This window comes from Bradyrhizobium sp. USDA3516 (genome assembly GCF_057651995.1).
Genome location: NZ_JBYGYN010000006.1, coordinates 16357 through 35905, shown reverse-complemented (window position 1 = coordinate 35905; position 19549 = coordinate 16357). Strand labels below are relative to the sequence as shown.

Sequence of the window (19549 nt, the reverse complement as noted above, 5' to 3'; positions counted from 1 at the left end):
TCACTCCGCGGCGCGGCGCGTGATATGCGCTACGCCATGCCGGCTCTTATCCTGCCTCTCGTCGACGCTGCAACCCACTGGCCCGAACGCGGCGCGCTGGTCGGGCTCGATCTCGGCACCAAGACCATCGGCGTCGCCGTGTCCGACCCGGACCGGCGGCTGGCCACCGGCGTCGAGACGATCCAGCGCAAGCAGTTCAAGCAGGATGCCGCCAGGCTGCTGGCCATCGCCACAGAGCGCAAGGTGGTCGGCTTCGTGCTCGGCCTGCCCATCAACATGGACGGCAGCGAAGGTCCGCGCGCGCAATCGACCCGCGCCTTCGCGCGCAACCTCGCTGGCCTCACTGCCCTGCCCATTGGTCTGTGGGACGAGCGCCTCTCGACCGCGGCGGTCGAACGCGAGCTGATCGGCATGGACGTCAGCCGCGCCAAGCGCGCCGAGGTGATCGACGAGCATGCCGCGATCTTCATCCTGCAAGGCGCGCTCGATCGCCTTGCCAATCTTCGCACGAGCCCGGGACCAGACTAATTCATGGCCGTCGTCATCGCGGCCTTGCTGCCGGTCTTCATCCTCATCGTGCTCGGAATCGTGCTGAAGCGCAGCCTGATGCGGCTCGACACGCAATGGCACGGGTTGGAGCAGCTGACATATTTCGTGTTGTTTCCGATGCTGCTGATCCAGACCCTGGTGAAGGCGGATCTCACGAAGGTTCCGGTCGCCGGCGTCGGCGGCGCGCTGCTGCTGTCGGCACTGGCGATGTCACTTTTGTGCCTCGCCTTGCGCCCGGCCCTGTCGCGGCTCGGCATCGACGGCCCCGCCTTTACCTCGATCTTCCAGGGCGCGACGCGCTGGCAGACCTTCGTGGCGCTGTCGATCGCCGCCAATTTGTTCGGCGATGTCGGGCTGGCGCTCGCCTCCGTTGCGATGGTGGCGATCATCCCGCTCGTCAACGTGTTCAGCGTCTCGGTGCTCGCTCGTTACGCATCGCCGGAAAAGCAATCCGGCCGCGCCATCGTCATGACATTGGTGCGCAATCCCTTGATCTGGGCCTGCATCATCGGCCTTGCCGTCAATGTCACCCATCTGCCGCTACCAAAACTCTGGCATGAGGTTGCAGACGCGCTCGGCAGTTCCTCGCTCGCCATCGGCCTGCTCGTCACCGGGGCGGGGCTGCACCTGGAAGGGCTCTTCCGTCCAAGCCTCGGCGCAGCCGTCGGCGTCGTTCTCAAGCTCTTGCTGATGCCCGCGCTCGCGATGGGGCTCGGTCTCTGGTTCGGGCTTTCGGGCAACAGTCTCGCGATCGTGGCGATCTGCTCGGCGGTGCCGACCTCGTCGAGCGCCTATGTCCTCGCTCGCCAGATGGGCGGCGATGCCCCGCTGCTGGCCCAGATCATCACGCTGCAGACGATCTTTGCAGCCATTACGATGCCGATCGCGATCGGATTGGCGGCCTAGCACTCGTCATGACGAGCGCACCTCTCTCACCTCGTCATTGCGAGGAGCTCTTGCGACGAAGCAATCCAGACTGCCGCGGCGGAGAGATTCTGGATTGCTTCGCTGCGCTCGCAATGACGGAGTGTGGAGCTAGCTCCCCAGCCACATCGTCAGCACCACTGCCGTCAGATTGTTCAACGCGTGCAGCACGATGGTGAGCCACAGCGAGCCGGCGCGATAACGCATGTAGCCGAACCATAGACCGATGCAGAAAACTTCGGCCAGAAAGTACAAGTCGTACTGCAGGTGCACGATGGTCCAGACCAAGGACGACAGCAGGATCGCGCCTGATGCCCGCAAGAAGCTCGCCGACCAGCCGCGATAGAGGAAGCCTCGCGCCAGAACCTCTTCCGACATCGGCGCAGCCACCGCGAATGCGGCGAGCAGCAGCAGCGCCGCGCCCTTGTCGCGGCCCGATTTCAACAGATCGGTCATGAAGCCCGGCGTCGCCTCGCGGCCGAGCGCGCGCGACATCGTCTCCCAGAGCAGCACGATCAGGATGAGACCGACGGCGCCGAACAGCAGCTGCTTCCAGGACGGCCAATGCAGCGCGAGATAGTCGACGAAGGAGGCCTTCTTGATGCGAATGGCGAGCCAGACCGCAAGAAGCGTCGTCGGCAGCCCCGCGATGACCGAGAGCGCGAGCGTCTGCGGCTCACGGCCGACGAGCTGGAGCGAGGCGAGGTCCATGGGAAGACCACGCTGTGCCGCCAGCACAAGCACGGCGCCGATCTGCCCGACGAACATCGCGACGAAGATAAAGAGACCCCACAGCGCCGTGCCCCAGAACTTCCAGACGCGCGGCGTCGCTGGCGTCTCGGTCAGCGGCGAATGATCGGGATTGAGGGAGTCCATCAGAAGGCTTTCGTTTTGGACGCTCACGGCAGCGCCCGATCCAGCAGCACGCGCATGTCGGCGCTGTCGAGTTCGACCGCGCCGTACATGCTGGCGTGGTTCGTCGCGAGGCGCGTCGCGGCGAACAATTCGGCCTGGCGCGGCGACACGCCATTGAGCGCGGACGTCGCGGCCAGCAATGCCAGCTTCTCGACCGCAAGCCGCGCGACGCGCTCGCCGTCGGCGCGCCGAAACGTCTTGCCGATGAAGCTGACCGCCTCGCCCGCCCCCGGCAGCCCCTTGGTCTCGGCCGCCAGCGCTTGCAGCACCGCCGTCGCCGCCTCGCCTTCGCGCGAGAGCGCCCGCAGCACGTCGAGGCACATCACGTTGCCCGAGCCCTCCCAAATAGCGTTGACGGGCGACTCCCGATAATGGCGCGCCAGAATGCCGTCCTCGACATAACCGTTGCCGCCGAGGCACTCCATCGCCTCGAACAGGAACGGCGGCGCGCTCTTGCAGGTCCAGTATTTGATCGCAGGCGTGAGCAGCCGCATATAGGCGGCCTCCGCCGCATCATGCGGCGTGCGGTCGAAGGCGCGGCAGAGCCGCATCACCAGCGCCGCGCTCGCCTCCACATGCAGCGCCATGTCCGACAGCACGGCCTGCATCAATGGCTGATCGGCCAGATGCTTCTGGAACACGCTGCGATGCCGGGCGTGGCGCAGCGCATGCGCAAGCCCCGAGCGCATCAGGCCGACGGAGGCGATGGCACAATCCTGCCGCGTCAGCTGCACCATCTGGATGATGGTGCGGATGCCCTTGCCCTCCTCGCCGACCCTTTCGGCATAGGCGCCTGTGAACTCGACCTCCGACGAGGCATTGGAGCGGTTGCCGAGCTTGTCCTTCAGCCGCTGGAACTCGACGGCGTTGACCGAACCATCCGGCGCGAAGCGCGGCATGAAGAAACAGGTCAGCCCGCCCTCGGCCTGCGCCAGCACCAGGAACGCATCGCACATCGGCGCCGACATGAACCATTTGTGGCCCGTGATGCGGTAGCCGTCGCCGTCGCGCACCGCGCGGGTCATGTTGGCGCGCACATCGGTGCCGCCCTGCTTCTCGGTCATGCCCATGCCGAGCGTCATGCCGCGCTTGCCCCACCACGGCGCAAAGCTCGGGTCGTAGCTCCTGGTCGACAGCACCGGCATCACCCGCGCGAGCAGATCGGGCTGCATCGCCAGGGCACCAACGGACGCGCGCGTCATCGTGATCGGGCAGAGATGGCCGGTCTCGACTTGCGCAGCCATGTAGAATTTTGCGGCGCGAATGACCTCGGCGGCATCGCCCGCGGGTTTTCCGTCAGCCGTCCACGTCGAATTGTGCATGCCCGCATGCGCACTGTGTGCCATCAGCTCGTGATAGGCGGGATGAAACTCGACCTGGTCGCGGCGATTGCCTTTGGCATCGAAGCTGCGCAGCTTCGGCGTGTTCTCGTTCGCAAGGCGCCCGCAATCGATCATCGCCGCCGAGCCCCAATGCCGGCCGAACTCGGAGAGTTCACGCTCTGCCGCCGCGCCGCCATTGGCCCTGACCGCTTCGACCAGCGGCCGATCCACGGCGAAAAGATCGACGTCCTCAAACGGCGGCGACTGATTAAAGACCTCGTGGGTCACAAATGCGGGCTGGGTCATCTTCTCGTCCTCAGCGCGGAATCAGTTCCGCCGCGGCTGGATCGGGAAATCATAGGCCGCCCCGCCCGCCCCCGGCAGGGAAAAATGCCACCACTCCTTCGAATAGTTCACAAAGCCTTGCCTGGCCATCGCAGCCACCAGCCGCTTGCGCCAGGCACGCTGCTCCGCATTGATCGAGGTTGCGGCGGTATGCCCCTTCGGGTCGGTACAGTCGTAGCCTGTGCCCATGTCGACGCTGCCCTCCGGCGCACGGGCCTCGACCGGCGCCGTGCAATCCGCATAGGTCTTGGCTGGATCATATTTGGCGGAATTGTCGGCCTTCAGATCGACCAGCGTGAGATCGAGCGCCGCACCAGTCGAATGCTGCGAACGGCTCGCAATGTAGCCGAGGCGGAACAGCTCGGTCTTCGGAATCTTCGGGTTGTAGCGCCGTTCCGCAGCGGTCTCGCGGCCGTTCTGCGACCACCTGACCATGTCGAGCGAGGACCGCGCCGGCCGGTAGCAGTCGAACATCTTGAGCGAGAGATTTTGCGCCGCCAGCTCCTGCTGCACCGCCTTCAGCCGCAGCCCCACTTCGCGCTTCACCACGCATTCGCCGGCATCGTAGCCGGCGAGCGGGCGGCCGACGAAATTGTTCGACGTGGCGTAACGGATGTCCTGGATGATGGTCGGATCGATGTCGCGCAAATAGACGAAGTCGCCGGGCAAGGTCTGCGCCTGCACCGGAGCGAGGAACGAGAGTGCGAGCAGCGCGACGAGCGCCGCGGTTCCGGTCCTTGCGGTCATTGCACCGGATCCGAGTTGACCAGAAGCTTCGTGATCGCGGTGTCCCTATATTTGTGGCCGGCCCAGACGTCGTCGATGATGAACTGCATCCAATAGGCCGACACCGGCGGTCGCAATGTCAGCAATTGAGCCGACAGCTTGTCGTCGAGAATGAAGGTCTGCGACTCGCCGCCCGAGAACAGCACGCGAAGCTGGCGGACCCTGTTGTTCTTGGCGAAGATGTCGGGGCTTTTTTGGTAGCCGTTCTGCACGTGGATCGATTTGACCCGACGCACGGTTTCGAACTCGACGGTGATCCACTCGCCGACGCCGTTGCCCGAGGCGCCCTCGACCCAGGCCGTTCCCGTCGAGGCGTCGAACAAATTCGCTGCGCCGTACGAATTGCCGAATTGCGGCTTCAGCATCGAGCTGACGCAATAGGTCTCGAAGCCGCTGCGGGCGCAGCTTTCGCCTGGAGCGGACGGACGCGGCGGACGCATGGTGGCACGCTCCGCAACTGCGGGCCTTGCCGGCGGCTTGATCAGCATGCCCGCCACTTTCGGCGCCCCGTTCGACGCTCCCGCATCCCAGAGAAAGATGCGCCCGCCGAGCGTCTGGTCGTAATAAGCGGGCGTCTGCTCGTGCGGTACTGCTTGTCCTCCGGCATCCGTCGCGGTCAGGGCCAGCGCCGCCACGCGCTCGCGCACCTCGACCGCGAGATCGCCGAGATGCAGCTCGGGCCGCTTCAGCTGCTCGACGAAGATCCGCGTGAACACCGAGTTGTGCGCCGTATCGTTGTTGCCGAGCTGGTCGAGCGCGGTCTGGCCGATCCCCGCGGAATAGAGCGTGAAGATCCCGCGCGCGGGCTTCGCGTCAGCGAGCCCCCGCGTGTTCCCGATCGAGCGGCCCGCGGCGCGCGGAAACGGATTGTCACGGCAGGCATCGATGACGACGAAGGCGACACGCACTGCCTTGGCCTGAAGCTCCGCAATCACGTCGGGCTCGGCGATCGAGGCCCCGCGCACCCGCGCCTCGGCGCCCTCGTTGACGGTGGGGACGTCGCTCGGCACCAGGTAGTTCACCCCCGCGATCGCAACGCCGTGTCCGGCATAGAACATTGCGGCGGTATCGCCCGGCTCGAGCCGCGACGTGAAATCCGCGAGCCGGTCGATCATGCCCTGCCGGCCGAGATTGGTCCCGAGCACGATGTCGAACCCCAGCGATCTCAGCGCGTCGGCCACGGTCGTTGCGTCATTGGCTGCCTTCTTCAATTGCCGGTCGGCCGGCAGGTTCGGATAGAGATCGTTGCCGATCACGAATGCGACACGTTTTTCGGCCCAAGCCGGTGTCGCAAGGCCAGCCATGCACGCGGTCACGAGCGCAGCAACATTGCGCGCCAGTCGATTAAAATACCGGGTGCCCGTCATGATCCAGCCCGTGACGCAACCAATGTTGCGACTCTAGCGCAAAGCGGCTGCCCCGAACACCGGCCGGCGGCACCGCCTCCACCGCAAAGCGCCGTGGATAAGTCGGGCGGCGGGATTTGAAGCTTGCTCCCCCCGCGATCCGCCCCTATAGCTCTGCTTTTAATGACATCGAAATCGACCTTCGTCCTCGGCCACCGGCATTTGCTGGGCATCGAGGGCCTTTCCGCGGCCGACATCAGCGGCCTGCTCGACCTGTCCGAAGAATATGTCGAGCTCAACCGCCAGGTTGACAAGAAGCGCACCGTCCTGCGCGGACGGACGCAGGTGAACCTGTTCTTCGAGGCCTCCACCCGGACCCAGTCCTCGTTCGAGCTCGCGGGAAAGCGGCTGGGCGCCGACGTCATGAACATGTCGGTGGCCTCCTCGTCCATCAAGAAGGGCGAGACGCTGATCGACACCGCGATGACGCTCAATGCGATGCACCCAGACATCCTGGTGATGCGCCATCATGCCTCCGGCGCGGTGGAACTGCTGGCTCGCAAGGTCGACGGTTCCGTGATCAATGCCGGCGACGGCGCGCACGAGCATCCGACCCAGGCGCTGCTCGACGCGCTCACCATCCGCCGCAACAAGGGCCGGATCGAGGGGCTCGTGGTCGCGATCTGCGGCGACGTGCTGCATTCGCGCGTCGCCCGCTCCAACATCATCCTGCTCAACACCATGGGTGCGCGCGTCCGCGTCGTCGGGCCCTCCACGCTGCTGCCGCCAGGCATCGAGCGGATGGGCGTCGAGGTCGCGCGCGACATGCGCGAGGGTCTCAACGGCGCCGACATCGTCATGATGCTGCGGCTGCAGCGCGAGCGCATGAACGGCTCCTTCGTGCCCTCGTCGAGCGAATACTTCCACTATTTCGGGCTCGACCAGAAGAAGCTCGCCTACGCCAAGCCGGACGCGCTCGTGATGCATCCCGGCCCCATGAACCGCGGCGTCGAAATCGACACCGCAGTCGCCGACGGCGCGCAATCCCTGATCCGCGAGCAGGTGGAGATGGGCGTCGCCGTGCGCATGGCGGTGCTGGAAGCGCTCGCCCGCAACCTGCCGAACGCGTGATGCCGATGTTGACCGATCGCCGCCCCATCCTGCTGGCCAATGCCCGCGTCGTCGATCCCTCCAGGGATTTCGACGGGGTAGGCGACGTCCTGATCGCCGACGGCAGCATCCGCGAGACCCGCCGCGGCATTGGCGCGGCCGGCGTCCCCGAGGGCACCGACATCGTCAATTGCTCAGGCAAGATCGTCGCACCCGGCCTGGTCGACATGCGCGCCTTCGTCGGCGAGCCCGGCTTCAGCCACCGCGAGACCTTTGCCACCGCGAGCCAGGCGGCCGCGACCGGCGGCATCACCACCATCATCTGCCAGCCCGACACCTCGCCGGTGATCGACAATTCGGCGACGGTCGATTTCGTGATGCGCCGCGCCCGCGACACCGCCATCGTCAACATCCAGCCGATGGCCGCCCTCACCAAGGGCATGCACGGCCAGGAAATGACCGAATTCGGCCTGCTCAAGGCCGCGGGCGCCGTCGCCTTCAGCGATGGCGCCAGAAGCGTGACCAATGCGCAGGTGATGCGCCGCGCGCTGACCTATGCGCGCGATTTCGACGCGCTGATCGTGCATTACACCGAAGACCCCGATCTCGTCGGCGAAGGCGTGATGAACGAGGGCGAGTTCGCCTCGCGGCTCGGCCTGATGGGCATCCCGAATGCCGCCGAAGCCGTGATGCTGGAGCGCGATCTGCGGCTGGTCGCCCTCACCGGCGGCCGCTACCACGCGGCGTCGCTGACCTGCATCGATTCCCTCGACATCCTCCAGCGCGCGCGCGATGCCGGGCTCGCCGTCAGCGCCTCGGTCTCGATCAATCATCTGGCGCTGAACGAGAACGACATCGGTCCTTACCGTTCGTTCCTGAAGCTGTCGCCGCCGCTGCGCACCGAGGACGACCGCCGCGCCCTGGTGGCGGCGATCGGCTCCGGCCTGCTCGATGTCATCATGTCCGACCACAATCCGCAGGACGTCGAGGGCAAGCGCCTGCCGTTCGCGGAAGCCGCGCCCGGTGCCGTCGGACTCGAGACCATGCTGCCGGCCGGCCTGCGGTTGGTGCACAATGGCGAGATCGAGCTGAAGACGCTGATCCGCGCGATGTCGACCCGCCCCGCCGAGCTGCTCGGCCTGCCGGGCGGAACCTTGCGCGCCGGCAGCCCGGCCGACGTCATCGTGATCGACCCCGACGTGCCCTGGGTGGTCGATCCCGCGGACCTCAAATCGCCCTGCAAGAACACCCCGTTCGACGAGGCCCGCTTTACAGGCCGCGTGGTGCGCACCATTGTCGGCGGACGAACGGTGTATGAGCATGTCTGACGTGACATCCAGCCTCGCGAAATCCAGCCTTGGGAGCTTCCGCCATGGGGCTTGAAGCCTTCCTGCCCGTGGCTTTCGTCATCGGCTATCTCTTCGGCTCGATCCCGTTCGGCCTGGTTCTGACCAGGCTCGCCGGCACACGGGATATCCGTTCGATCGGCTCCGGCAGCATCGGCGCGACCAATGTGCTGCGCACCGGGAGCAAAGGCCTTGCCGCGGGTACGCTGCTGCTCGACGCGCTCAAAGGCACGGCGGCGGTGGTGATCGCCGGCACCATTGCCGGGCCCAACGCTGCCATGGTGGCCGGGCTAGGCGCCTTCCTCGGCCATCTCTTCCCGGTCTGGCTGAAATTCAAGGGCGGCAAGGGCGTCGCGACCTATATCGGCGTCCTGCTCGGCCTGTTCTGGCCCGGCATGGTGGTGTTCTGCCTGCTCTGGCTGGCGACCGCCTTCACCACCCGTTACTCGTCGCTGTCCGCGCTGGTGGCCGCGTTCATCACGCCGATGTTCCTCTGGTGGTTCGGGCACCTCGCACTCGCCGCATTGTTCGCTGTGATGACGCTGCTGTTGTTCTACGCGCATCGCGAGAACATCAAGCGCCTGCAAACCGGCAAGGAAAGCCGGATCGGCGAGAAGGCGGCCTAGCGCGCTCTCCGCGATGTAGATCGCCGGTTCGCGTTAAGAAGACGCGTCAACAAGCATCTGAAGTCGGAAAAGTACGGATACCGCCGCACCCCTTTCGCATTATATGCCAAATCCTGTTCGCAATTGTCCTCCGAGCCACGGCGGACTGTAGCGAAGGTGTTCCATGCCTGTCATTCTGACGGGGGGAAACGGCGTTAGGCGGTTGCTCAGAATGAGCGAGAAGATTGTCGGCGCGAATGACGGGATCGGTTCGCTCGGTGCTTCCGGCACCGCAGCAAGCCGGCTGCTATCGGCGACCAATATCTGGTCCGACGCGCCGCCGCCCACGCCTGCCCCGGTTTCCCGACCAGCGCCGAAGCCGGAGCCCGTCGTGCAAGCCGACGCTCCACTCGACATCGTCATCGCCAAGGCTGCACCGGTCGTGCCGACGCAGGCGCATTCCACCCAATGGCCGCCGCGACGGCTTTCGCTGGCGCTGCAGGGCGGCGGCACCTTTGCCGCCTTCACCTGGGGTGTGCTGGAGCGACTGCTGGAAGAGACTGATATCGAGATCGACACCATCAGCGGCGCCAGCGCCGGCGCCATCAATGCGCTGCTGCTCGCTTGCGGCCTGGCCGAAGGCGGCCGCGAAGGCGCCCGTTCCAGGCTGAACCGGTTCTGGGTCCGGCTGATGCACGAGGCCTCGTTCCGCTCGCTGATGCTGATCGGCGGCTTCTCGCCGGCGGGGAGCTCGGTCGCATTCGGCCCGACCCTGCGCTCGGGCCAGTTCGATCCGTTCGACCTCGACCCGCTGCGGCAGGCGGTGTCCCGCGACATCGACTTTTCCGTCCTGCGCCATGCGCGGTGCCCAAAACTGCTGATCGCGGCGACGCGGATCCGCGACGGGCAGCAGCAGATCTTCGGCAACGAAGCCATCACCGCCGACGTCGCGCTGGCCTCGACCTGCCCTCCGCTGGTCCATTGTGCGGTCGAGATCGACGGCGAAGCCTATTGGGACGGCGGCTTTGGCGGCAATCCGCCGCTGCTGCGTCTGGTGCAGGACACGGCGGCAACGGATCTGCTGCTGGTCCAGGTCACGCCGACGCACGACGGCTATGTGCCGATCACGCTCGCCGCGATCGACCGCCGGCTCGACCAGATCGCGGCCAACGCCGCGCTCAATGCCGAGATCGCCGCGATCGAATGGGCGCAGTCGCACATGGCCTCTCCCCCGCGGCTCTCCAGGATCGCGGCGGAAGACTCCGTAGACGGCTTGGCGCAGCGCTCAACGGCCGATCTCGGCCGCGGCTTCATTCGTCTGCTGCACCGAAGCGGCCGCGCGGCCGCCGAGCGCTGGCTCGGGCAAGGCGCCGGAGCCGGCGTAGCGCCCTCAGCGCCCGCTGAGGCCCTCGCTCCTTCCGAACCTGTGCTAGCCTGATTTCGCCAGCGCGTCCTCCAGGAACCAAGCCGCCGCGAGCGCGAGCGGATCGTTGCCGAAGCGCGCGATCACCTGCACGCCAACAGGCAGGCCCCCGACCTTGAGCACTGGCACATTGACGCAAGGATTGCCCATCAGCGTCCACAGCCGGTTGTAACGGGGCGAGCCGGTCGAGGCGAGCTCCTTGGCCGGCGCGGTGCCCGGCGCCGAATCGGTCAGCAGCACGTCGACCCCTTCAAACAGCTCGCCGAGCTCGCGGCGGCCACGGCGGGCGATGCGACGCGCATCGTCGTATTCCTTAGGTGTCAGTCCGACCGTCTCATCGAGGCTGGCGCGCAGCAGCGGCGCGATCTCGTCGTGACGTTCGGAAAACTCCCAGGCAAGCGCGCGATGCGCCTCGAAGTTCTGGATGATGGGATGGATGCGCCAGGCTTCCTTGACCGCCTCGGGCAGATCGATGGTCTGCACGCGCGCGCCGGCCTTCTCGGCCGCCTTGACCGCAGCCTGTAAGCCCTCCTCTGCCGCCGGCTCCACGGCTTCGGCAAACTCCTGCCTCACCACGCCGATGCGCGGCGCCTTGGCTGGACCCATGCCGTCGAATTCAGTGCGGCCGGTCATCGCCAGCAATCCGCGCGCGAGATCTTCCGCGCGGCTGCCGAACAGGCCGACCGTGTCGAGGGCCCACGAATAGCACTTCACGCCGATGGTCGGCAGCATCCGGAACGAGGGTTTTATCGCGGCAGCGCCACAATAGGCCGCCGGCCGGATCACCGAGCCGCCGGTCTGGGTGCCCAGCGCCAGCGGGATCATGCCGGCGCCGACGGCCGCCGCCGAACCCGAGGACGAGCCGCCCGGCGTGTGACCGGGATTGTGCGGATTGAGTGTCGGGGTCGGATCGCTCGAGGCGAACGCAGTCGTGGTCGTCTTGCCGATGATAGTCGCCCCGGCCCGCTTCAGCATCATCACGACCGGCGCGTCGGCGCGCGGCTGCCAGCCGCGATAGATCTCCGAACCCATCTCGGTCGGCATGTCGGCGGTGTCGATGATGTCCTTGATGCCGACGGCAATGCCACGCAGCGGGCCCGAGGCTTGCGCCCTCGCCGATTTGTCGTGCCGGACGAAGGCGCGGACGTCCTTCTCCTTGGCCTCGATCGCCGCATGCGACTGGGCGATGGCGTCATCGGGCGAAAGCTCCCCCGCTTCGATGCGGCGCTGGAGGTCGGCGAGTGAGATCATGGCAACATCCTTCTTATTGGCCTCGCTTTTAGCATCGGGGCGAGACCAGGCAAGCGCACGCGGCTGTTGCCCACTCCCCCAGGTTGTTCCATGGTGCGGCTGCAAGGAGATGCCGTGGACGCCATCAACACAAGCGTGGAGCTGACCGAGGCTGAGCGGATCGACCGCTTGCGGCTGATCCGCTCCGACAATGTCGGACCGCGCACCTTCCGCTCGTTGGTCGATCATTTCGGCAGCCCGCGCGCGGCGCTGGAGCGGTTGCCCGACCTCGCCCGCCGCGGCGGCGCGGCGCGATCGGGGCGCATCTGCAGTGCGGATGAGGCGAAGGCCGAGCTCGCCGCAAGCCGCAAGTTCGGCATTTCCTGGCGTGCGCCCGGCGAGGACGGCTATCCGGCCCGGCTGGCGATGATCGACGATGCGCCGCCGCTGCTCGCGGTGCGCGGCGACACCAAATCCCTGATGCGGCCGATGATCGCGATCGTCGGCTCGCGCAACGCCTCCGGCGCCGGCCTGAAATTCGCAGGTGTGCTCGCGCGTGAGCTCGGCGAAGCCGGCTTCGTGGTCATCTCGGGCCTCGCCCGCGGCGTCGACCAGGCCGCGCATCGCACGAGCGTGGAGAGCGGCACGATCGCCGTGCTCGCCGGCGGCCATGACTGCATCTATCCGCCGGAGCATGGTGATCTGCTCACGGCGATCCTCGACCACCAGGGCGCAGCGATCTCCGAGATGCCGCTCGGCCACGAACCGCGCGCCCGCGACTTTCCCCGCCGCAACCGGCTGATCTCGGGCGCTTCGCTCGGCGTCGTCGTGGTCGAGGCGGCGCACCGCTCGGGCTCGCTGATCACGGCGCGCATGGCGGCCGAACAGGGCCGCGAGGTGTTCGCCGTCCCGGGCTCGCCGCTCGATCCGCGCGCCGCCGGCACCAACGACCTGATCAAGCAGGGCGCAACGCTCGTCACCGAAGCTGCCGACATCGTCAACGCGGTGCAACCGATCATGGAGCGGCCGCTGATGCACCCCGCGGGCGAGCCCGACAGCGAGCCGTTCGAAAGCGATCCGCAAAGCCATGATCGCGACCAGATCACCGGCCTGCTCGGCCCTGCGCCCATCTCGATCGACGACCTCGTCCGGATGTCCGGCGCCTCGCCTGCGATCGTGCGCACCGTGCTGCTGGAGCTCGAGCTCGCCGGCAAGCTCGAGCGTCATGGTGGCGGATTGGTCTCGCTGGTTTAGTGTCTCGAGATGTCATTCCGGGGCGGCTCGAAGAGCCGAACCGGAATCCATCCATCCACTTGCTCTGCCGCTAGATGGATTCCGGGCTCGCTCGCTTCGCTCGGGCTCCGGAATGACGAAAATGGAGGCCGCACGCTAACCTTCCTTGCGCTCGTCGAACCGCGATCGTGCCGCCTCGATCTGCTCCAGATGCGCGATCGCCCATTCTCCGAGCGCTTTCACCGGCTGCTGGAGGCCGCGGCCAAGCTCGGTCAGCTCATAGTCCACCCGCGGCGGGATGGTCGGAAAGATCGTGCGCGTGACGAGGCCGTCGCGCTCGAGGCCACGCAGCGTCAGGGTCAGCATCCGCTGCGAGATGCCGTTGATCATCCGCTTGAGCTCGTTGAAGCGCTTCGGTCCGTCGCTCAGCATCATGATGACGAACACGCTCCATTTGTCGCCGACGCGGGACAGCACGGAGGCGACCCCACGGCAATCCGCATGGTCGGGATGCGGCATGGGCCTTGGGTCCGGCCGCGGACTTGGCCGCGGCGGAGCAGGCAATTCGGTGTTCGCAGGTTTCAATGATGTGCCCATGGCTCAAAAAAGTGCGTTCTTGCGGGGATTTCGATAGTCACTCATGTAGCGCTGGTTACAAACTTATACCAGGGTGACCCCACATGAAACTCCTCCATATCGACTCCAGCGTACTCGGCCCCCACTCCGTCAGCCGGCAGGTGTCCGCGGCCATCGTCAATCGGCTGCGCCAGGCAACGCCCTCACTCGACGTGGTCTATCACGACCTGACGCAGACCCCGCTTGCCCACCTCTCCGGCTCTCATCTCGCCGTCGCGCAAGGCGCCCCCGCGCCGACGGAACTCGGACCGGACCTTGCAGCTAGCGCGGCCGCGCTCGACGAGTTCCTAGCCGCCGACATCGTCGTGATCGGCGCCCCCATGTACAATTTCACCATTCCCAGCCAGCTCAAGGCCTGGATCGACCGCATTGCAGTAAGGGGCAAGACGTTCAGCTACGGCCCTAACGGACCGCAGGGCCTCGTCGGCAGCAAACGTGTGATCATCGCGATCTCGCGCGGTGGCTATTACGGCGCGGGTTCGCCCGCCGCGACGCTGGAGCACCTGGAAACGTACTTGCGCAGCGTGTTCGGGTTCATCGGCATCACTCCCGAATTCATCGTCGCCGACGGCATCCAGGTCGGGCCGGAGCATCGCGAGAAGGCGCTGGCCGACGCACTCCACGCCGCCGCGAGCCTGCGCGCCGCCTGAGGTCGCATTGCGGCTGGCGCAAAGCTTCAACTCCTCTCGCACAGCTTCAGTCCATGCCTTCCACAGGACGCCGAACCGGCTGGCGCAACCACGCTGCGCCAGCCGGTTCAATTTGCACTTGATGTGATCAGCCGCGATAGATCGGCGCGCCGCTCGGCGAGGCCACCGCGCCGCCGTCGACGAAGATTTCCTGCCCCTGCACATGCGCGGAATCGTCGGAAGCCAGGAACAGCACGGTCTTCGCAACGTGATCGGTTTCGCCGATGCGGCCGAGCGGCGTCGACAGCGCGATCCGCTTCTCGAACGCCTTCTCGGCTTCCGGCGTCGCCATTGCAGGCCCCCAGATCGGGGTGCGGATCGCACCCGGCGCCACCACGTTGACGCGGATGCCGCGCGGCGACAGTTCTGAAGCCATGATCCGCGCCATCGCCCGCACGCCGGCCTTTGCCGCGCCGTAAGCCGAGTAGCCGGGAATGCCGAGCACCGAGATCACCGAGCCGTTGAGGATGATCGAGGCGTTGTCATTGAGATGGGGCAGCGCGGATTGAACGGTGAAGAACACGCCGGTCAGATTGGTGCTGATCACCTTCTCGAACACCTCTGGTGTCGCCGATCCCAGCGGGGTGCCGCCGGCGATGCCGGCATTGGCGAACACGATGTCGAACTTGCCGAACTTTTCCGCGCCCTGCTTGATCGCAGCTTCCGTCGCCGCGATGTCCGTGGCGTCGGCCGGCAGCGCAAGGGCGTTCGGCCCGATCTCCTTAGCGGCCGCCGCCAGGGTCTCCTTGTTACGCCCGGTGATCACCACTTTGGCGCCCTCGGCCACGAACAGTTTTGCCGTCGCCAGCCCGATGCCGCTATTGCCGCCGGTGATCAGCGCCGTCTTGTCCTTCAGTCTCACGCTCGCCTCCAGTAGTTGCATGATAAAACTAGATTGCCATCTAGACCCTTTGGTTTTATGATGCAACCACACAAGCGCGTGATCGGCGGAACGCGACAGGATGGACGACGATGGTGAAACGGACGAGCTTCGAGGGTGATGCCTGCCCGATCGCGCGGTCGCTGGAGGCGCTCGGCGACTGGTGGTCGCTCTTGATCATCCGCGAGGCGCTGTTCGGCGTCCGCCGCTTCGGCGAGTTTCAGACCAAGCTCGGCATGGCCAAGAACATCCTGGCGGCGCGGCTGCGATCGCTGGTCGACCACGGCATTCTGGAAACGGCCCCCGCTTCCGACGGCAGCGCCTATCAGGAATACGTGCTGACGCCGAAGGGCCGCGGCGCCTTCCCGATCCTGGTCGCGCTGCGGCAGTGGAGCGAGGAGTTCGACGACCGCCCCGAGGAGATCGCGACCATCCTGGTCGATCGCGCGAAGGGCCGTCCGGTGAAGAAGCTGGAAATGCGCGCCGAGGATGGGCGGCTGCTCACGCCGGCGGAGACCACCCTAAAGCCGCGGCCGGCGCCGCGACGAAGGTCGGCCGAAGCAAGCCAGCGAAGCTGAGCTTCGCTAGCATCCGACCAGGCTGGCTCTGCGGACGGTTTTCAGGCGGTTTCCGCGTTGATGCCGCCCGAACTTGACGTCGTAGCTCAGATCATAAACACAGCCGACCTTCATGGCGGCAAAATCTGCATTCCGCTCGATCACGTAATGACCGGAAGGCTCGGTATTGAGATAGACACGGCCGGGTTCAGCCCAGGCTTGATCGACGCCGCGATAGATCACCCGATCGGTCGAGCCGACTGTCGCAAACCAGAGGATCAACCCTCCGATCAATGCCGCCATGATGACGAGGCTACGAACATCATCGCGGAGGGTGTCCGCCAGGCTCGATATATTGGACGCGTTGTTCACGCCCGGTTGGTCGCAAGGTCGAGCGCGTCAGTTCACGTAGATTCGTCCAGCCCTCTCACGACAGCTTGCGCTTGGTCCGTAGCCGCAGGTGCTCGTCGGCCTCGAGCTTGGTCATGCCCAAGAGATAATGCAGCACGTCCAGCTTGTGGCGCTCGGCCAGCTTGCGTAAGGCCCCGGTCTGCTCGGCGATGAAGGCCACAGCCTCGTCGGCGCCGCCCTCCCCCGGTTCCTCGTGACGCGAGCCCCCCGGCGCGCCGGATCCGGCGCGCGCCCGTTTCTTTCCTGGCCTAGTCACCAGACCCCACCCGAATCCATGCCCCGACAGGACATTACGCCCACATCAACCGCAACTCCAAGGTGGTAATTTGCAACTTTTTCGATATGAAACTTTTCCCATTACGCCGCCTTTCAACACCCCACGATTTGACAGGGGCCCGCTCACCACCCATGTTCGGGTCGAAACGGCCGACCCGAATCCTTTCGTTTTCGGCCCAAGATTTTCCCGTAAGCCACTGGAACTAAATGAATATCGTCATTGTGGAGTCGCCGGCGAAAGCCAAGACGATCAACAAGTATTTGGGCTCGTCCTATGAGGTTCTGGCCTCGTTCGGCCATGTCCGCGATCTCCCGGCGAAGAACGGTTCCGTCGATCCCGACGCCAATTTCAAGATGATCTGGGAGGTCGACCCCAAGGCGGCCGGCCGGCTCAACGAGATCGCGAAGTCGCTGAAGGGTGCCGAGCGCCTGATTCTCGCCACCGACCCCGATCGCGAGGGCGAAGCCATCTCCTGGCACGTGCTGGAGGTGATGAAGGAGAAGCGCGCGCTGAAGGATCAGAAGATCGAGCGCGTGGTGTTCAACGCCATCACCAAGCAGGCCGTCTCGGAAGCGATGAAGCATCCGCGCGAGATCGACGGCGCCCTGGTCGACGCCTACATGGCGCGCCGGGCGCTGGACTATCTGGTCGGCTTCACCCTGTCCCCCGTGCTGTGGCGCAAGCTGCCGGGCGCCCGCTCGGCCGGCCGCGTGCAGTCGGTGGCGCTGCGCCTCGTCTGCGACCGCGAGCTCGAGATCGAGAAGTTCGTAGCCCGCGAATATTGGTCGCTGATCGCGACCCTGCTCACCCCGCGGGGCGATGCCTTCGAGGCGCGCCTCGTCGGCGCCGACGGCAAGAAGATCCAGCGCCTCGATATCGGCACCGGCGCGGAAGCCGAAGACTTCAAGAAGGCGCTGGAACTGGCGACTTACGCCGTCACCGCGGTCGATGCCAAGCCGGCCCGGCGCAATCCGCAGGCGCCCTTCACCACCTCGACGCTGCAGCAGGAAGCCAGCCGCAAATATGGCTTTGCGCCGGCGCACACCATGCGCATCGCCCAGCGCCTTTATGAGGGCATCGACATCGGCGGCGAGACCACCGGACTCATTACTTATATGCGTACCGACGGCGTCCAGATCGCCCCCGAGGCGATCACCCAGGCGCGCAAGGTGATCGGCGAGGATTACGGCAATGCCTACGTGCCGGACGCCCCCCGCCAGTACCAGGCCAAGGCCAAGAACGCCCAGGAAGCGCACGAAGCGATCCGCCCGACCGACCTCTCCCGCCGCCCCGACAGCATGAGCCGCAGGCTCGATGCCGATCAAGCGAGGCTGTACGAGCTGATCTGGAAGCGTACCATCGCGAGCCAGATGGAATCCGCCGAGCTCGAGCGCACCACCGTCGACATCACGGCGAAAGCAGGCTCCCGTACGCTGGAGCTGCGCGCCACCGGCCAGGTCGTCAAGTTCGACGGCTTCCTCGCGCTCTATCAGGAAGGCCGCGACGACGAGGAGGACGAGGATTCGCGCCGCCTGCCCGCGATGAGCCAGGGCGAGGCCGTGAAGCGGCAGAGCCTGTCCGTCACCCAGCACTTCACCGAGCCGCCGCCGCGCTTCTCCGAGGCCTCGCTGGTCAAGCGCATGGAAGAGCTCGGCATCGGCCGGCCCTCGACCTATGCCTCGATCCTCCAGGTCCTGAAGGACCGCGGCTACGTCAAGCTGGAGAAGAAGCGTCTGCACGGCGAGGACAAGGGCCGCGTCGTGGTCGCCTTCCTCGAAAGCTTCTTTGCCCGCTATGTCGAGTACGACTTTACGGCGAGCCTCGAAGAGCAACTCGACCGTATCTCCAACAACGAGATTTCCTGGCAGCAGGTTCTGAAGGACTTTTGGACCGGCTTCATCGGGGCCGTCGACGACATCAAGGAGCTGCGCGTCGCCCAGGTGCTCGACGTGCTCGACGACATGCTGGGCCAGCACATCTATCCGCCGCGGGCGGACGGTGGCGATATCAGGCAGTGCCCGAACTGCGGCACCGGCCGGCTGAACCTCAAGGCCGGCAAGTTCGGCGCCTTTGTCGGCTGCTCGAACTATCCGGAATGCCGCTACACCCGTCAGCTCGCCGCCGATGGCGAGGCAACTGCTGACCGTTCGCTCGGCCAGGATCCCGATACGGGTCGCGATGTCTGGGTCAAGGCCGGCCGCTTCGGCCCCTACATCCAGCTCGGCGAGCAGAAGGATTATGAAGAAGGCGAGAAGCCCAAGCGCGCTGGCATCCCGAAGGGCACCTCGCCCGGCGACGTCGATCTCGAGCTTGCCCTGAAGCTGCTGTCGCTGCCGCGCGAGATCGGCAAGCATCCGGAAACCGGTCAGCCCATCACGGCGGGCCTCGGCCGCTTCGGACCGTTCGTCAAGCACGAGAAGACCTATGCCAGCTTAGAGGCCGGCGATGAGGTCTTCGACATCGGCCTCAACCGCGCGGTGACGTTGATCGCGGAGAAGGTTGCCAAGGGCCCGAGCCGCCGCTTCGGCGCCGATCCTGGCAAGGCGCTTGGCGATCATCCGACACTCGGCACCGTCTCCGTGAAGAGCGGCCGCTACGGCGCCTACGTCACCGCCGGCGGCGTCAACGCGACGATCCCGGCTGAGTTCGAGAAGGACACCATCACGCTGCCGCAGGCGATCGCGCTGATCGACGAGCGCGCCGCCAAAGGTGGCGGCAAGGCCAAGAAGGCGGTCAAGCCTTCCAAAGCCAAGAAGGCCGCGGAGAAGACCGAGGGCGACGACGCCGCGCCAAAACCGAAAAAGCCGGCTGCGAAGAAAGCCGCGGCGAAATCCAAATCCGAATCCACCAGCAAGGCGCGCGCCGCGGTGCCGTCGACCGCAAAGACGTCGCCGACCAAGGCAGCCGCCACCAAGGCTCCGGCCAAGAAGAGTGCCGGCAAGACCTGAGATCAAGAATTAGAGGT

General features: G+C 66.0%; 19 protein-coding genes. 10 read left to right on the top strand and 9 right to left on the bottom strand.

The genetic code is table 11. From position 1 onward, the window contains the following. Nucleotides 1-36 precede the first annotated feature (36 nt). Together ruvX and AC24YW_RS19575 are read left to right on the top strand one after the other, a co-directional pair. Nucleotides 37-528: a Holliday junction resolvase RuvX gene (gene ruvX, locus AC24YW_RS19580; RefSeq protein WP_487484266.1), complete on the top strand. Its 492-nt coding sequence runs from the start codon at nt 37-39 to the stop codon at nt 526-528. A 3-nt stretch (nt 529-531) separates the two neighbouring features. Beyond that, nucleotides 532-1455, top strand: a complete 924-nt coding sequence (locus AC24YW_RS19575) for an AEC family transporter (RefSeq protein WP_487484265.1) — start codon at nt 532-534, stop codon at nt 1453-1455. Between the two features lie 129 nt (nt 1456-1584). Here the strand turns inward: AC24YW_RS19575 and AC24YW_RS19570 are convergent, their stop codons facing one another. Genes AC24YW_RS19570 through AC24YW_RS19555 form a run of 4 tightly spaced genes read right to left on the bottom strand, consistent with a single transcriptional unit; the run spans nt 1585 to nt 6145 of the window. Then, complete coding sequence (locus AC24YW_RS19570; protein ID WP_487484264.1) at nt 1585-2349, bottom strand: CPBP family intramembrane glutamic endopeptidase; 765 nt, start codon at nt 2347-2349, stop codon at nt 1585-1587. Between the two features lie 23 nt (nt 2350-2372). Further along, nucleotides 2373-4016, bottom strand: a complete 1644-nt coding sequence (locus AC24YW_RS19565; protein WP_487484263.1) for an acyl-CoA dehydrogenase family protein — start codon at nt 4014-4016, stop codon at nt 2373-2375. A 21-nt stretch (nt 4017-4037) separates the two neighbouring features. Then, nucleotides 4038-4802: a M15 family metallopeptidase gene (locus tag AC24YW_RS19560; protein WP_487484262.1), complete on the bottom strand. Its 765-nt coding sequence runs from the start codon at nt 4800-4802 to the stop codon at nt 4038-4040. Then, on the bottom strand, nt 4799-6145 hold the full coding sequence (locus AC24YW_RS19555) for an NADase-type glycan-binding domain-containing protein (protein ID WP_487484261.1): 1347 nt from the start codon (nt 6143-6145) through the stop codon (nt 4799-4801). Before AC24YW_RS19555 ends, AC24YW_RS19560 begins: the two co-directional genes overlap by 4 nt. 225 nt (nt 6146-6370) lie before the next feature. Here AC24YW_RS19555 and AC24YW_RS19550 point away from each other — a divergent pair, with 225 nt between their 5' ends. From AC24YW_RS19550 to AC24YW_RS19535, 4 genes are all read left to right on the top strand, one after another. After that, nucleotides 6371-7318 (top strand): aspartate carbamoyltransferase catalytic subunit, encoded by a 948-nt coding sequence (locus AC24YW_RS19550; RefSeq protein WP_197952821.1) that lies wholly within the window; start codon nt 6371-6373, stop codon nt 7316-7318. Nucleotides 7319-7323: 5 nt separating this feature from the next. Further along, nucleotides 7324-8625 (top strand): dihydroorotase, encoded by a 1302-nt coding sequence (locus tag AC24YW_RS19545; RefSeq protein WP_487484622.1) that lies wholly within the window; start codon nt 7324-7326, stop codon nt 8623-8625. A 44-nt stretch (nt 8626-8669) separates the two neighbouring features. Next, nucleotides 8670-9269 carry a glycerol-3-phosphate 1-O-acyltransferase PlsY gene (gene plsY / locus AC24YW_RS19540; protein ID WP_487484260.1) on the top strand — a complete coding sequence of 200 codons (600 nt, stop codon included), beginning with the start codon at nt 8670-8672 and terminating at the stop codon, nt 9267-9269. 211 nt (nt 9270-9480) lie between these two features. After that, nucleotides 9481-10686 (top strand): patatin-like phospholipase family protein, encoded by a 1206-nt coding sequence (locus AC24YW_RS19535; protein ID WP_487484259.1) that lies wholly within the window; start codon nt 9481-9483, stop codon nt 10684-10686. Here AC24YW_RS19535 and AC24YW_RS19530 read toward each other — a convergent pair. Next, nucleotides 10678-11922, bottom strand: a complete 1245-nt coding sequence (locus AC24YW_RS19530) for an amidase (RefSeq protein ID WP_487484258.1) — start codon at nt 11920-11922, stop codon at nt 10678-10680. The genes AC24YW_RS19535 and AC24YW_RS19530 overlap by 9 nt on opposite strands. Before the next feature lie 90 nt (nt 11923-12012). Between AC24YW_RS19530 and dprA the strand changes: the two genes are divergently transcribed. Continuing rightward, on the top strand, nt 12013-13155 hold the full coding sequence (gene dprA, locus AC24YW_RS19525) for a DNA-processing protein DprA (protein ID WP_487484257.1): 1143 nt from the start codon (nt 12013-12015) through the stop codon (nt 13153-13155). A 135-nt stretch (nt 13156-13290) separates the two neighbouring features. Here dprA and AC24YW_RS19520 read toward each other — a convergent pair whose 3' ends face one another. Then, on the bottom strand, nt 13291-13731 hold the full coding sequence (locus AC24YW_RS19520; protein ID WP_487484256.1) for a winged helix-turn-helix transcriptional regulator: 441 nt from the start codon (nt 13729-13731) through the stop codon (nt 13291-13293). A gap of 83 nt (nt 13732-13814) precedes the next feature. Between AC24YW_RS19520 and AC24YW_RS19515 the strand changes: the two genes are divergently transcribed. Beyond that, on the top strand, nt 13815-14420 hold the full coding sequence (locus AC24YW_RS19515; protein ID WP_487484255.1) for an FMN-dependent NADH-azoreductase: 606 nt from the start codon (nt 13815-13817) through the stop codon (nt 14418-14420). 127 nt (nt 14421-14547) lie between these two features. On the opposite strand, the gene AC24YW_RS19510 is transcribed toward AC24YW_RS19515, so the two are convergent. After that, on the bottom strand, nt 14548-15321 hold the full coding sequence (locus AC24YW_RS19510; protein ID WP_487484254.1) for an SDR family oxidoreductase: 774 nt from the start codon (nt 15319-15321) through the stop codon (nt 14548-14550). Nucleotides 15322-15431: 110 nt separating this feature from the next. On the opposite strand from AC24YW_RS19510, the gene AC24YW_RS19505 reads away from it, so the two are divergent. Then, nucleotides 15432-15917: a winged helix-turn-helix transcriptional regulator gene (locus AC24YW_RS19505; protein WP_487484253.1), complete on the top strand. Its 486-nt coding sequence runs from the start codon at nt 15432-15434 to the stop codon at nt 15915-15917. A gap of 6 nt (nt 15918-15923) precedes the next feature. Here AC24YW_RS19505 and AC24YW_RS19500 read toward each other — a convergent pair whose 3' ends face one another. Together AC24YW_RS19500 and AC24YW_RS19495 are read right to left on the bottom strand one after the other, a co-directional pair. Continuing rightward, nucleotides 15924-16268: a hypothetical protein gene (locus AC24YW_RS19500; RefSeq protein WP_487484252.1), complete on the bottom strand. Its 345-nt coding sequence runs from the start codon at nt 16266-16268 to the stop codon at nt 15924-15926. 55 nt (nt 16269-16323) lie between these two features. Further along, a complete protein-coding gene (locus AC24YW_RS19495; RefSeq protein WP_487484251.1) occupies nt 16324-16563 on the bottom strand; it encodes a hypothetical protein in 240 nt (79 codons plus the stop codon). Between the two features lie 227 nt (nt 16564-16790). Here AC24YW_RS19495 and topA point away from each other — a divergent pair, with 227 nt between their 5' ends. Beyond that, nucleotides 16791-19532 (top strand): type I DNA topoisomerase, encoded by a 2742-nt coding sequence (gene topA / locus AC24YW_RS19490; RefSeq protein ID WP_487484250.1) that lies wholly within the window; start codon nt 16791-16793, stop codon nt 19530-19532. Nucleotides 19533-19549: the final 17 nt, after the last annotated feature.